11 protein-coding genes are annotated in these 13,380 nt (G+C 60.9%); 5 read left to right on the top strand and 6 right to left on the bottom strand.

The features are described from left to right. Positions 1-5: 5 nt before the first annotated feature. From KXD86_RS17055 to KXD86_RS17045, 3 genes are all read right to left on the bottom strand, one after another. Positions 6-1,613 (bottom strand): carboxyl transferase domain-containing protein, encoded by a 1,608-nt coding sequence (locus tag KXD86_RS17055; protein WP_218637357.1) that lies wholly within the window; start codon positions 1,611-1,613, stop codon positions 6-8. Positions 1,614-1,789: 176 nt separating this feature from the next. Next, positions 1,790-2,956 (bottom strand): isovaleryl-CoA dehydrogenase, encoded by a 1,167-nt coding sequence (locus KXD86_RS17050; RefSeq protein WP_218637356.1) that lies wholly within the window; start codon positions 2,954-2,956, stop codon positions 1,790-1,792. Between the two features lie 88 nt (positions 2,957-3,044). Further along, positions 3,045-3,494 (bottom strand): MerR family transcriptional regulator, encoded by a 450-nt coding sequence (locus KXD86_RS17045; RefSeq protein WP_218637355.1) that lies wholly within the window; start codon positions 3,492-3,494, stop codon positions 3,045-3,047. 104 nt (positions 3,495-3,598) lie between these two features. On the opposite strand from KXD86_RS17045, the gene KXD86_RS17040 reads away from it, so the two are divergent. Genes KXD86_RS17040 through KXD86_RS17030 form a run of 3 tightly spaced genes read left to right on the top strand, consistent with a single transcriptional unit; the run spans position 3,599 to position 6,739 of the window. Further along, positions 3,599-4,360, top strand: a complete 762-nt coding sequence (locus KXD86_RS17040; protein WP_218637354.1) for an SDR family NAD(P)-dependent oxidoreductase — start codon at positions 3,599-3,601, stop codon at positions 4,358-4,360. Positions 4,361-4,384: 24 nt separating this feature from the next. Then, entirely contained in the window at positions 4,385-5,536 is a 1,152-nt protein-coding gene (locus tag KXD86_RS17035) for an acyl-CoA dehydrogenase family protein (RefSeq protein WP_218637353.1), read from the top strand. Between the two features lie 21 nt (positions 5,537-5,557). Next, positions 5,558-6,739 (top strand): acetyl-CoA C-acyltransferase, encoded by a 1,182-nt coding sequence (locus KXD86_RS17030; RefSeq protein ID WP_218637352.1) that lies wholly within the window; start codon positions 5,558-5,560, stop codon positions 6,737-6,739. 163 nt (positions 6,740-6,902) lie between these two features. Here KXD86_RS17030 and KXD86_RS17025 read toward each other — a convergent pair whose 3' ends face one another. Beyond that, positions 6,903-8,840, bottom strand: a complete 1,938-nt coding sequence (locus KXD86_RS17025) for a sigma 54-interacting transcriptional regulator (RefSeq protein ID WP_218637351.1) — start codon at positions 8,838-8,840, stop codon at positions 6,903-6,905. A gap of 294 nt (positions 8,841-9,134) precedes the next feature. Between KXD86_RS17025 and cynS the strand changes: the two genes are divergently transcribed. Beyond that, positions 9,135-9,578, top strand: a complete 444-nt coding sequence (gene cynS / locus KXD86_RS17020) for a cyanase (protein WP_218637350.1) — start codon at positions 9,135-9,137, stop codon at positions 9,576-9,578. A 411-nt stretch (positions 9,579-9,989) separates the two neighbouring features. Here the strand turns inward: cynS and KXD86_RS17015 are convergent, their stop codons facing one another. After that, entirely contained in the window at positions 9,990-10,268 is a 279-nt protein-coding gene (locus KXD86_RS17015) for an ACT domain-containing protein (protein ID WP_218637349.1), read from the bottom strand. After that, a complete protein-coding gene (ilvG, locus tag KXD86_RS17010; protein ID WP_218637348.1) occupies positions 10,265-11,965 on the bottom strand; it encodes an acetolactate synthase 2 catalytic subunit in 1,701 nt (566 codons plus the stop codon). Before ilvG ends, KXD86_RS17015 begins: the two co-directional genes overlap by 4 nt. A 332-nt stretch (positions 11,966-12,297) precedes the next feature. Here ilvG and KXD86_RS17005 point away from each other — a divergent pair, with 332 nt between their 5' ends. Next, a complete protein-coding gene (locus tag KXD86_RS17005; RefSeq protein WP_218637347.1) occupies positions 12,298-13,380 on the top strand; it encodes an efflux RND transporter periplasmic adaptor subunit in 1,083 nt (360 codons plus the stop codon).

Raw genomic sequence — 13,380 nt, 5'->3', positions numbered from 1 at the left:
CCCGATTACATGCGGAACACGCCGAAGCGCGTGGGCTTCGCGGGTCGGTTGAGCGTGGCGGACAGGCTCAGGGCAACCACTTCCCGGGTCTGGGCCGGGTCGATCACGCCGTCGTCCCAGAGCCGGGCACTGGCGTAGTAGGGATGCCCCTGCTCTTCGTACTTGTCGATCACCGGTTGCTTGAACTCGGCCTCTTCCTCGGCACTCCACTCCTCGCCTTTGCGCTCCATGCCCTCGCGTTTGACCTGGGCCAGCACGCCGGCGGCCTGTTCACCGCCCATCACCGAGATGCGCGCGTTCGGCCACATCCACAGGAAGTCCGGGCTGTAGGCTCGGCCACACATGCCGTAGTTGCCCGCGCCAAAAGAGCCGCCGATCAATACTGTGATTTTTGGCACTTCTGCGCAGGCCACGGCCATGACCATCTTGGCGCCGTGTTTGGCGATGCCTTCGGCCTCGTATTTCTGGCCGACCATGAAGCCGGTGATGTTCTGCAGGAACAGCAGCGGGATGTTGCGCTGGCAGCACAGCTCGATGAAGTGCGCGCCTTTCTGGGCGGCTTCACTGAACAGGATGCCGTTGTTGGCAATGATCCCGACCGGGTAGCCGTGGATGTGGGCAAAGCCGGTCACCAGGGTCTGGCCGTAGTAGCGTTTGAACTCGTCAAATTCGGAACCGTCGACAATGCGGGCAATTACGTCACGCACGTCAAACTGTTTGCGCAGGTCAGTGCCGACAATGCCGTAGATCTCTTCCGCGTCATACAGCGGTGCCCTGGGCTTGCGGATCTCCACCTCGGCCGGCTTGCGGCGGTTCAAATTGGAGATGCTGCGCCGGGCGATTTCCAGGGCGTGGGCGTCGTTTTCCGCGTAGTGGTCGGCAACACCGGAGATTTTGCAGTGCACGTCGGCACCACCGAGGTCTTCGGCGCTGACCACTTCGCCGGTGGCCGCTTTAACCAGCGGCGGGCCGGCCAGGAAGATGGTGCCCTGGTTGCGGACGATGATGGATTCGTCGGCCATGGCCGGCACGTAGGCGCCACCGGCGGTACACAGGCCCATCACCACCGCGATCTGCGGGATGTCGTCGGCGGACATGCGCGCCTGATTGTAGAAGATGCGGCCGAAGTGGTCCCGGTCCGGGAAGACTTCGTCCTGGCGGGGCAGGTTGGCGCCGCCGGAGTCCACCAGGTAGATGCACGGGAGACGGTTTTCCAGGGCAATTTCCTGGGCCCGCAGGTGCTTTTTCACGGTCAGCGGGTAGTAACTGCCGCCTTTAACGGTGGCGTCGTTGGCGATGATCATGCACTCGGTGCCGGAGACCCGGCCCACGCCGGCAATCACGCCTGCGGCCGGGACTTCTTCGCCGTAGACGTTGTAGGCGGCAAACTGGCCGATTTCCAGGAAGGGGGAACCGTCGTCCAGCAGGCGGTTGATCCGCTCTCTTGGCAGCAGCTTGCCACGGGCAACGTGGCGCTCCTGGTAGGAGGGGCCGCCGCCTTGCTGGATGGTGGACACTTTGTCCCGCAGGTCCGCGACGGCTTGCGCCATGGCTTCCTGGTTGGCCTGGAATTCGTCAGACCTTGGATTGATTTTGCTCTGGAGTATCGTCATAGCATTAGGGTCCGTGCATCGGGGCTGGCGACCTGGCTTTCCGGGAACCGCTACGAGCACATCCTTGTGCGCTTGTCTCCGGCCGTCCCTGGCCTCCGACATTCCCGGAAAGCCAGGCCGCCACCCCCTCGTTGTTCTTGGTACTTGTACCCGAGCGTGTTCGTGCCGAGTGCTTGTTATTTGTTCAGGAACAGCTCGCGACCGATCAGCATGCGGCGAATCTCTGACGTACCCGCACCGATCTCGTAGAGCTTGGCGTCGCGCAACAGGCGGCCTGTTGGGTATTCGTTGATGTAGCCGTTACCGCCCAGCAGCTGGATGGCATCCAGGGCCAGTTTGGTGGCCATTTCCGCGGAGTAGAGGATGGCGCCGGCGGCGTCTTTGCGGGTGGTCTCGCCGCGGTCGGCGGACATGGCCACCATGTAGACGTAGGACTTGGCGGTGTTCATCCAGGTGTACATGTCCGCCACTTTGCCCTGCACCAGTTCGAACTCGCCGATGGCCTGCCCAAACTGCTTGCGCTCGCGGATATAGGGCACGGTGACGTCGAGGGCCGCCTGCATGATGCCCAGCGGGCCGCCGGACAGAACCAGACGCTCGTAGTCCAGGCCGCTCATCAGCACCTTGGCGCCATTGCCTTCGCCGCCCAGGATGTTTTCACGGGGCACTTTGCAGTCCTCGAACACCAGCTCACAGGTGTTGGAGCCGCGCATGCCGAGTTTGTCGAGCTTCTGGTGACGGCTGAAGCCCGGGTAGTCGCGCTCAACGATGAAGGCGGTTACGCCTTTGGAACCGGCCTGGGTGTCAGTCTTGGCATAGATCACGTAGGTGTGGGCGTCGGGGCCGTTGGTGATCCACATCTTGTTGCCATTGAGAACGAAGTGGTCGCCTTCGTCCCGGGCAGAGAGCTTCATGGAGATAACGTCGGAGCCGGCGTTGGGCTCGGACATGGCCAGGGCGCCAATGTGTTCGCCGCTGACCAGCTTGGGCAGGTACTTCTGCTTCTGCTCTTCGGTACCGTTGCGGTGAATCTGGTTCACGCACAGGTTGGAGTGGGCCCCGTAGGACAGGCCGACGGAGGCCGAGGCGCGGCTGATTTCTTCCATGGCAATCACGTGGGCGAGGTAACCCATATCGGAGCCACCGTATTCCTCGGCAACGGTGATGCCCAGCAGGCCCATGTCGCCCATTTTGCGCCAGAGATCCATGGGGAACTCGTTGTTGCGGTCAATTTCTTCGGCGCGCGGAGCGATTTCGGCCGCGGCGAAGCCGTTGATTTGCTCACGCAGCATATCGAGGGTTTCACCAAGGCCGAAGTTGAGCTCTGAGTACTGTGATTTCATGTCGGTTACCTTTTATTTTGCTCTCTGACTTACGAGGATTCATAACCGGACAGCCATGGCGCAGGGCGAGTTTGATTGCCCTTGTGGCTTAGCGCTGTTCGGCGGTTGTCGTTGGTTCTTCGTTCGCCGGCATCTGCTGTTCTCGTTTTTTCTTCTGCAGGTCTGCCAGTGCTTCACGGCACCGCGCTTCGGCGGTGTCCATTTCCATCTCTGCCTGTGCGATGTCGTTCTTCTGCTGTTCCAGCTGGGCCCGTTTCCGGCTCAGGGTTTCCAGCATCAGCAGCAACTGTTTTTCGTTGCCGCTGAGGGTTTCGTCCCACAGGTCGAAGAGTTCTTTGGTTTCCGCCAGTGAGAACCCCATTCGTTTGCCCCGAAGGATCAGCTTCAGCCGAACCCGATCCTTGGAGCTGAATATGCGTGTTTGCCCACGCCGTGTCGGTTTGAGCAGCTCCTGATCCTCATAGAATCGGATGCTCCGGGTCGTCACGTCGAACTCCTTGGCGAGTTCGCTGATGCTGTAGGTTTCTTTTTTCATCATGGCGATTTCCTTTTTAGACTTAGGTTAGATAAAGTTTACGTAAACGTAAAGTGCTTTTACGGTCAGATTTCGAACAAAAAGTGTCTTTAGAGCAGGAGTAAACGATGGAATTCAAAAGTGTGGCGGCCATTGTAACAGGCGGTGCATCGGGGCTGGGCGAAGGTGCGGCCCGTGCGCTGGCGGCAGCAGGCTGCAAAGTGGCGATCCTTGACGTACAGAAGGAGCAGGGTGAAAAAGTGGCCGCAGAGATTGGCGGCATCTTCCTGCATTGTGACGTGACCTCGGCAGACAGCGCCGAAGCCGCGGTGAATGCCGCGCGGGAAGCCCACGGCCTCTGCGGTGTGGCGGTAAGCTGCGCCGGCATTGCCCCGGCCTCGAAGATTCTGGGTCGTGACGGCGTCATGCCGCTGGAGAACTTCAGCAAGGTTATCCAGGTCAATCTGATTGGTACCTTCAACATCCTGAGACTGGCGGCGGCCGATATGGCCCAGCGTGAACCCAACGCCGACGGCGAGCGGGGCGTGATCATCAATACCGCGTCAGTGGCGGCCTACGAAGGCCAGATCGGCCAGGCGGCCTACAGTGCATCCAAGGGCGGGGTGGTTTCCCTGACCCTGCAGTCGGCGCGCGAGCTGGCTCGAGAGGGCATCCGTGTAAATACGATTGCACCGGGCCTGTTCATGACCCCCATGATGGCAGGTATGCCTGAGGAAGTTCAGGAAAGCCTGGCTGCCACCTTGCCGTTTCCGAAACGCCTCGGCAAGCCGGAGGAGTTCGGCATGATGGTGGACCAGATGGTGCGCAACCCGATTCTCAATGGCGAAGTGATTCGTCTGGACTGTGCCCTGCGCATGGCGCCCAAGTGAAGCATTCAATTGCAGGAGACATACATGACCGTGTCTGTTGATAAAGAAGAACTGGCGATGTTCCGGGATTCGGTAGTCAAGGTCCTGGAAAAGGAAGTAACGCCGCATTACGAGACCTGGGAAAAGTCCGGGCTGGTGCCCCGAGAGCTGTGGAACACGCTGGGCAACGCCGGAATGCTGTGTGTCGATGTGCCCGAGGAGTGGGGCGGAATCGGTGCGCCTTTCCAGTTCTCTGTGGTGGTTGGGGAAGAGCTGGCCCGGATGGGATTCGGCGCGCTGTCCACCAACGTGATGGTGCACTCGGACATTGTTGCACCCTATCTCAGCCACATGGGCAACGAGGAACAGCGGCAACAATGGCTGCCGAAGCTGGTGTCCGGTGAAGCGGTTGGCGCCATCGCCATGACCGAGCCGGGCGCCGGCAGTGATTTGCAGGCGATCCGCACCAGTGCGGTGAAAGATGGCGACGACTACATCCTGAACGGTTCGAAAACCTTCATCACCAACGGCCAGCATGCCGATATGGTGATTGTCGCTGCCAAGACCGACCCGAAAGCCGGTGCCCGCGGCATCAGCCTGTTCCTCGTTGATACCTCACTGCCCGGTTACAGCAAGGGTCGGAATCTGGACAAGATCGGCCAGCATTCCGGCGATACCTCCGAACTGTTCTTCTCCGATATGCGCGTTCCCGCCTCGGCGCTGCTGGGTGAAGAGGGGCAGGGCTTCATGTACCTGATGCGGGAACTGCCCCGTGAGCGTCTCGTGATCGGTGCGCTCGGTGTGGCGGCGGCCCGGGGTGCCCTGGACCTGACCATCGCCTACGCCCAGGAGCGTGAGCTGTTCGGTCAGAAGTTGGCGCAGCTGCAGAATACCCGTTTCGAGATTGCCCGCATGGAAACCGACTACCGGGTCAATCAGGCGTTCGTGAACGAGTGTATTGCCAAGTACGAGCAAGGCGAGCTGGATGCGCCGACGGCGTCCATGGCCAAGTACAGCGCCACGGAAATGCAGTGCCGGGTGGCGGACGGCTGCCTGCAGCTGTTCGGCGGCTACGGTTACACCACCGAATACCCCATTTCCCGGGCCTTCATCGATGCGCGGGTTCAGCGCATTTACGGCGGTACGTCGGAAGTGATGAAAGAGATTATTGCCCGGTCCGTTCTGGGCAAGGGCTGAACGTTTGAGAGAGGATAGATCATGAGTGACAACAGCGTAGTAATTGCCGGTTCGGCGCGGACGCCCATGGGCGGCATGATGGGGTCGCTGAGTTCCGTGCGCTCCCCCCAGCTTGGCGCGGAATCCATCAAGGCCGCCATTGAGCGGTCAGGCCTGCAGCCGGCCGATATCCAGGAAGTGATCATGGGCTGCGTGCTGCCCGCAGGCCTGGGCCAGGCTCCGGCCCGACAGGCCTCGCGCGCCTCGGGTATTCCGGACAGCTCCGGCTGCACCACCATCAACAAGATGTGTGGCTCCGGCATGCAGGCGGTGATCATGGCCCACGACCAGATCAAGGCCGGGACCAACAACATCATGATTGCCGGCGGCATGGAGAACATGAGCCAGGCACCGTACCTGCTTCCCAAGGCGCGTGGCGGTATGCGCATGGGGCACGGCCAGGTGCTGGACAGCATGTTCCTGGATGGTCTGGAAGATGCCTACGAAGGCGGCCTGATGGGCGTGTTTGCCCAGCGCACGGCGGACAAGTACGACATCAGCCGGCAGGCCATGGACGAGTTCGCCATCGGTTCCCTGCAGAAGTCCCTGGCGGCTATCGAGAATGGCTGGTTCAAGGACGAGATTGTCCCGGTGAGTGTCGCTGGCCGTGGCGGTGACACCCTGGTGGACATCGACGAACAGCCGGGCAACGCCAAGCCGGAAAAAATCCCCCACCTGAAGCCGGCCTTTGCCAAAGACGGTTCGGTGACGGCGGCCAACTCCAGCTCGATCAGCGACGGTGCCTCCGCCCTGGTGCTGGCCTCGGCGGCCGAGGCCGACAAGCGCGGTCTGGTTCCGCAGGCGCGGATCGTGGCCCATGCTACCCACGCGCGGCTGCCTTCGGAATTTACCCTCGCGCCCATCGGTGCCATTGAAAAGGTCCTGAAGAAGGCCGACTGGTCCGTGAGCGACGTGGATCTGTTCGAGATCAACGAGGCCTTTGCGGTGGTAACCCTGGCGGCGATCAACGAGCTCGGTCTGCCGGCAGAGAAGGTCAACGTGCATGGCGGCGCCTGTGCCCTGGGGCATCCAATTGGTTCCTCGGGCTCTCGTATCCTCGTTACCCTGATCAATGCGCTGAAGCAGCGTGGTCTGAAGCGCGGTGTGGCTTCACTGTGCATTGGTGGCGGTGAGGGCACGGCGGTGGCCATTGAGTTGATCTGATTTGGGTGATCGCTCCGTGATGTAGCCTGCCTATTGTGGGGCGGGCTTGCGGGGTGACCGGTGGATTTTTCTTGGAAAAAGAACTCGCTTCGCTCAGACACCTTTTTCCGGCGAAAAATCCACCGGTTACCCCGCGCCGACATACCCTGGCGGTTTATTGCAATTAATCATTCCTTACTTGGAATTGCCGCGGTTCAATCTTCAGCTTTTTTAGGCGTGAGGCGAGGGTGGTTGGTTTGACGCCCAGCAAGGTCGCCGCGCCGTCATCCCCGAATACTTGGCCGTTGCTCATGGTCAGGGCCTGTGTCAGGTTCTTTTTCTCCAATTCCCTCAGTTCGTGCTCGGTCATCAATTCGCCATTGAAATGCCTGGCCGGTGGTGTGGGTGCCGTTGAGGTTCTGGCCGGGGAATCCTGCCCCGGAAGGTCCAGATCAAGGCCGCCGTCGGCGGTGATCACCTGGCGCTCAATCACGTTTTCCAGCTCCCGCACATTGCCCGGCCAGTGGTAGGCCTTCAGGGTTTCTACGTCCCGTTCTCTCAATACAAGGGTGGGCCGGTTGAACTTCTGGCAGGCCCGGTTGAGGAATTCCCGGGCGAGGATGGGGATATCCTCCAGTCGCCGGCGCAGGGGGACGGATTCGATGGGGAAGACATTCAGTCGGAAGTAGAGGTCCTCCCGGAAGGTCCTGGCCTGGATTTCCGATTTCAGGTCCCGGTTGGTAGCGGCAATCACCCGGACATCTACTGCCCGGGTGCGGTTTTCGCCCACCCGTTCGAACTGTTGATCCTGTAGCACCCGCAAGAGCTTGCCCTGGAGCTCGAGGGGAATTTCACCGACCTCGTCGAGGAACAGCGTGCCGCCATCGGCCAGCTCGAAGCGGCCAATCCGATCGCTCACGGCCCCGGTGAACGCACCCTTGATGTGACCGAAGAACTCGCTCTCGAACAGGTCCTTGGGGATGGCCGCGCAGTTGACCCGGATCATGGGGCGGTCCCGTCGGTCACTGGCCTGATGGATGGCGCGCGCAATCAGTTCCTTGCCGGTTCCGGATTCGCCGGTAATCAATACGTTGGCGTCCGTGGGCGCCACCAGCCCAATGCGGCGGGCAATGCCCTTGATGGCCTCGCTCTGGCCAACCAGGTCGTGGACATGGTATTCGGCACTGAGCTCCTCCTGCAGGTAGGCGTTTTCCATCTCGAGCCGGCGTTTCAGATTCTCCACTTCCTTGAGCGCGTCCTGAAGTTCCTGCTGGGCCTGTCGGCGGGCGGAAATGTCCTTGAACACGACGACCGCACCGATGGGGTGACCGTTGTCCATGATGGGGGTGCTGGTGTACTCCACCGGGAAGCCGGTGCCGTCTTTACGCCAGAACCAGTCTTCGCCGACCCGACGGACGCTGGCGTCGCGGAACGCGGCGTAGATGGGGCAGTCCTTGAGCGGGAACAGGGAGCCGTCCTCATGGGAATGGTGGACGACCCGGTGCATCACGCGCCCCATCAGTTCGTCCGTTCGCCAGCCCAGCATCTTTTCGCCGGCCGGGTTCACAAACGTGGTGCGGCCTTCGGCGTCGACGCCGTAGATTCCCTCGCCCACCGCATGGAGGATCAACTGATTCTCCCGCTCCATATCCTTGAACAGTGCCTCGACTCTTCGCCATTCCAGGAGTCCGCCGCGATGGTAATGGTTCACCTCGTGGCGCTCGCGCAGGGAGCGTAGCTGCCTCCGGTCCCGAAGCAGGAGCAGGATGGCCCGGGAATCGTCAGCGCCGGCGCGGGAGGCGGAGACTTCCAATTCGACCGTGTGGCCGTCCTGATGCCGGAGCGTGAAATCCCCGCTCCATCCTCGCCCCCGGAACAGAGTCTCTTCGGTGAACGCGATGAGGGTGGGGCGCTGGTCCGGGAACAGGGCGGTGCAGCGGCCGTCGATCAGACTCGCTTGCTTCAGACCTGTCATCCGGGCGGCCAGGGCATTGGCGGCGAGAATCCGGTCTCCGTCGCAGTCCACGAGCAGGGCGGCTTCGGGCAGGAAGTCGACCCAGCTGTCGAGCGGTGGCTGTTGCGCTGCGGGCACCGCTTTTCTGGCGGCAGTCCTGGTATTCATGGTGTTCATCCTTTCGGTGTCTCCGGATGGATGAGTCAATCCCCGTGCCAATTACGACAATTCGTGTTTATCACCACGATATTTCGTGATTTACGAAAGTTCGTAGTGGAGCTCGTTCCCGACGATTATTTCAAATGCCAAGAAAAACAGAGTATTGGAGTGTTTCTGTGGGTTGGCACGAACTCTGCGGTAGCCCTGTCAGGCTCGTGCGGTAGCCGGACGCAGCGAATCGTTTGCACCCGGCCGCCGCACTGGAACAGTGCAAAACCAACTGAAGCAAAGGGTGAGTGCCTTATGATGAACAAAGAGCTGATGACCGCAAAAATTCTGGAAGCCAAGGCGACCAAGGGCGTTTCCTGGGAGTCCCTGTCCGAGGCGATTGGCATGTCGCCGGTGTTTACCACGTCGGCCTGCCTTGGGATGAACAGCCTGACCGAGGACAAGGCATTTGCCCTCTGTGAGATCCTGGGCCTCGATAAGGCCGTGGCAGAAACCCTGCAGGTGTGCCCGAAGAAGGCCTGGGGGGATTCGGTGCCGCAGGATCCGCTGATCTACCGCTTGTACGAGGTGGTGGGTGTTTACGGCGATACCCTAAAGGAGCTGATCCACGAGAAGTTTGGTGACGGCATCATGAGTGCCATCGATTTCACCATGCACGTGGACAAGGAAGAGAACCCGAAGGGGGATCGCGTGGTGATCACCATGAACGGGAAGTTCCTGCCGTACAAGGCTTGGTAGTTCGTTTTCCCTAGCCTGATTGGTTTGGGGGCGGGCTTGCGGGGTGGTGGATGGAGTTTTCTTTGAAAAAAGAACTCGTTTCGCTCAGACACCTTTTTCCGGCAGAAAATCCATCCACCACCCCGCGCCGAGCTGACCAATCGGGTTCGCAATGCAAAAAGCTTTTGAGTTAATGGGTTCGATGAAGTATCTCCTGATTGATCACCGAGATCTCCAGATCAAGCCACGTCTACTTTTTCCTTTCTCTTTTTCGGTATATCGGATTTTGCCCGTCGGTAGGGGGTGGGGGTGTCTTTTCTGCCGGGAAAAAGATGTCTGAGCGAAGCGAGTTATTTTTCCCAGAAGAAAAGACACCCCCACCCGCGTACCCGCCCCAAAACCTATCAGGCTACGAAGAACAAAGGCTCCCAATCACGCCCGAAGCGAACGAGCCAAGCTACCCTGCTCAAGGACAACCTCCGCCACCGTATGCAACTTCTCCAGTTGCGACTTGAGCATCGCAATGGGCCTCGTGCCCTCCAGCGTCAGGGCGATGGCAAGTTCGTCCCCGGCTGTTTCCACCGCCATCCTGGCGATCCGGAACCCGCGAATTCGTACCACCTGGCAGAGGCGCTCCAGTGCCGCGGCTTCCTGACTCATCTGGCAGGTGAGGGTGTAGCTGGGTGTGTCGGCGTGGCGTTGAGGGTTCATGCAACGTGCTCCTTGTTGGTTTTTGCCGTGCGTTGGGATTCGTCGATCATGTCGCGGTTACTGGCGCCGGGTTTGACGATGGGCCAGACGTTGTCCTCGCGGGCGATGGCAACGTGCAGCAGCATGGGGCCGTCGTAGGCGAGGATGGTTTCAATACCGCGGCGGATCTGGTCGGTGCGTTCGATGTGCAGGGCCGGGATGTCGAAGGCCCGGGCCATGGCGACGAAGTCTGGGTTGTCGTCCAGGTCGATCTGGCTTTCACGGTTGTTGTAGAACAGTTCCTGCTGCTGGCGGACCATGCCCAGGCACTGGTTGTCGAGGATGATCATCTTCAGGGGCAGTCTGTAGCGCCGTATGGTGGCCAGTTCCTGGGCGTTCATCATGAAGGAGCCGTCGCCCGCCACGTTGATCACGGTGCTGTCGCGGTTGGCGAACTGGGCGCCAATGGCCGCCGGCAGGCCGAAGCCCATGGTGCCGAGTCCGCCACTGGAGAGGTGGTGGCGTGGATGGTTGAACTGGTAATGCTGGGCGACCCACATCTGGTGCTGGCCAACGTCGCAGGCGATGACGGTATCGTCAGGTGCGATTCGGGAGAGCTGTCGCACGAACGCGGGGCCGGTGATTGGCGCCAGGGGCTCTTCGTTGTCGGCCGCGTTGAAGCCGCCGGTGGTGTTCCAGGTGCGGCACTGTTTTTGCCAGTCGGCAATCGCCAACGGTTCGGTTTCCAGCTCCCGGGTCAGGGCCGTCAGGATGGTATTGAGGTCGCCCCGGATGGCCAGGTCTGCCGGGCGTAATTTGTTGATTTCGGCGGCATCGGCATCGATGTGGATCATCCGGGCGTTGGGGGCGAAGGTGTCCAGTTTGCCGGTGGCCCGGTCATCCAGGCGCGCTCCGACAACGAGCAGCAGGTCACACTCGTCCACGGCACGGTTGGCGGCTCTGGAGCCGTGCATGCCCAGCATCCCGAGGTTATGGTCACTGTGTTTGCCGGCGTTACCGATGCCTTTGAGCGTAACAACGCCGGGCAATGCCGAGGTGTCAGCGAAGGCACGGAAGCTGGATTCGGCATGGGCCAGGCTGACTCCGCCGCCGCTGTAAAGCAGGGGCTTGCGGGCAGAACGCAGCAAGGCGAGGGCGTCGGACAGGTTGGGGCACTCTGTCTGGGTGGCTTCCTGGCGGATTGTTGCTTCCACGCTGGCTTCCGCGAGCAGAATGTCCTTGGGAATGTCGATCCAGACCGGTCCCGGACGGCCATTCTGGGCCAGGTGGATGGCTTCTTCCATGATCGCGGGCAGCTCATCGACGCTGTCGACCAGGTAGCTGTGTTTGACGATGCCCAGGGTCATCCCCAGAACGTCGGTTTCCTGGAAGGCGTCGGTTCCGATCAGGCCGGAGGGAACCTGGCCGGTGATCACCAGCATGGGGATGGAATCCCGATGGGCGTTGGCGACGCCGGTGATCAGGTTGGTGGCGCCGGGGCCCGAGGTGGCAATGCACACGCCGAGCTGGCCGCTGGCCCGGGCATAGCCGTCGGCGGCCAGGGCGCAGCCCTGCTCATGGCGGCACAACACGTGCTCGGTTCCGACATCGTCCACCAGGGCATCGTATAGCGGCATGATGCAGCCGCCGGGGTAGCCGAATACGGTACGGATGTCGTGGCGATGAAACGCGTCGAGAATGTGTTGTGCGCCGTTCATGGTCGTCTTTTCCTTTTCGCTGCTGCAAAAAAAAGCCCCCGGGACCTTTCGGTGCCGGGGGCTTTTTGGTGTCTTGTCAGGTTGTTGCTATCTCACCCGCTTGTCCACGCAAAAGCCCCCGGACGGTACCACGACCACCAGGACAAGCTTCACAAGGACAATTACTGCGTTGAGATTCATAAAAGGAACAATCTGCTCTGAATTCGTAAAAAATTTCTGTGTAGAATCTACCCCACGCGTTTAACCGGTTGCAACCGTTTCTTGCCGGTTTTTTTTCTCGGGTCCCGAATTCTTGGGGCTCAATCACGGTTTTCAGGCACGGCGAACGTTTCATGAGTAAAGGAAAGTGGGGTTCCCTGGGATTGTCGCTCCTGGTCATTATTGCCCTGGCAGTATGGTTGGCGACCGGCGACATCAAGATGGCGAGCGAAGCCGCTCCGGAGAAGCAGGCGAGTGCCGAACCGGAGTTGACCAGCGTTCAGGTTGAGTCACTGATCGCCCGTCTTCACGAGCCGGGGCTGTTGCTTCAGGGGCAATTGGAACCCTGGCATGCGGTGATGATCAGTGCCCGTGTGGCAGGCACCGTCGAAAAAATCGCCGTGGACCTTGGTCAGCATGTGAAGGCAGGCGAAACCCTGATGACGCTGTCGGATGACGGTCGTCGGGCCGTTGTTGAACGCTGGCGGGCACGGGTGCGAAGCCTGGAAGCGGAGCTGACGGCGGCCCGAAAGTTGCGGTCGAGCAACCTGGCGTCCCAGTCCGAACTCCTGAACCTCGAAAGCGAGCTGGCCGCAGCCAACGCCGAACTGGCTGCCGCCAGGCTGGATGTGGAACACTTGGCGCCGAAAGCACCGTTTGACGGCATCATCAATGCCCGGGACGTGGAGCAGGGTGCCCTGGTGCAGGTGGGTTCTCCCATGTTCGAGCTGGTCCGGATTGATCGCCTCAAGGCGATGGGACAAATTCCCCAGCAGTCCGCGGGCAAGGTGTCGCCGGGGCAGCGGGTGCGGGTGGACCTGCTGAATGGCAAACAGCTCGATGGCATCGTGACTTTCGTGGCGAGTGCGGCCAACCCAGAGACCCGGAGCTTCGCGGTGGAGATTGCCGTCGAGAATCCCGACCTTCGCCGGGTGGCCGGTGGCAGCGCGAGTTTCCGGATTGCTTTGCCCGAGGTAAAAGCCATGTTCATCTCACCGGCGTATCTGTCCCTCGGGGACGACGGACGCCCCGGCGTGAAGTACGTGAACGAGGACAACCGCGTGGTATTCAGTACCGTCGAACTGCTCAGCGTTGCCACCAATGGTGCCTGGGTAACCGGGTTGCCGGATGAAATCCGCCTGATAACCCGGGGCGGTGGTTTCGTGAGCGTGGGCGAACAGGTTCGCCCTGTCGACGCCGCCGAAGACCGGGGCTGA

The sequence above is a fragment of the Marinobacter arenosus genome (assembly GCF_019264345.1).
Lineage (GTDB): Bacteria > Pseudomonadota > Gammaproteobacteria > Pseudomonadales > Oleiphilaceae > Marinobacter > Marinobacter arenosus.
Note: the sequence above shows the minus strand (reverse complement) of the source record. Positions and strands in the feature narration are given on the sequence as shown.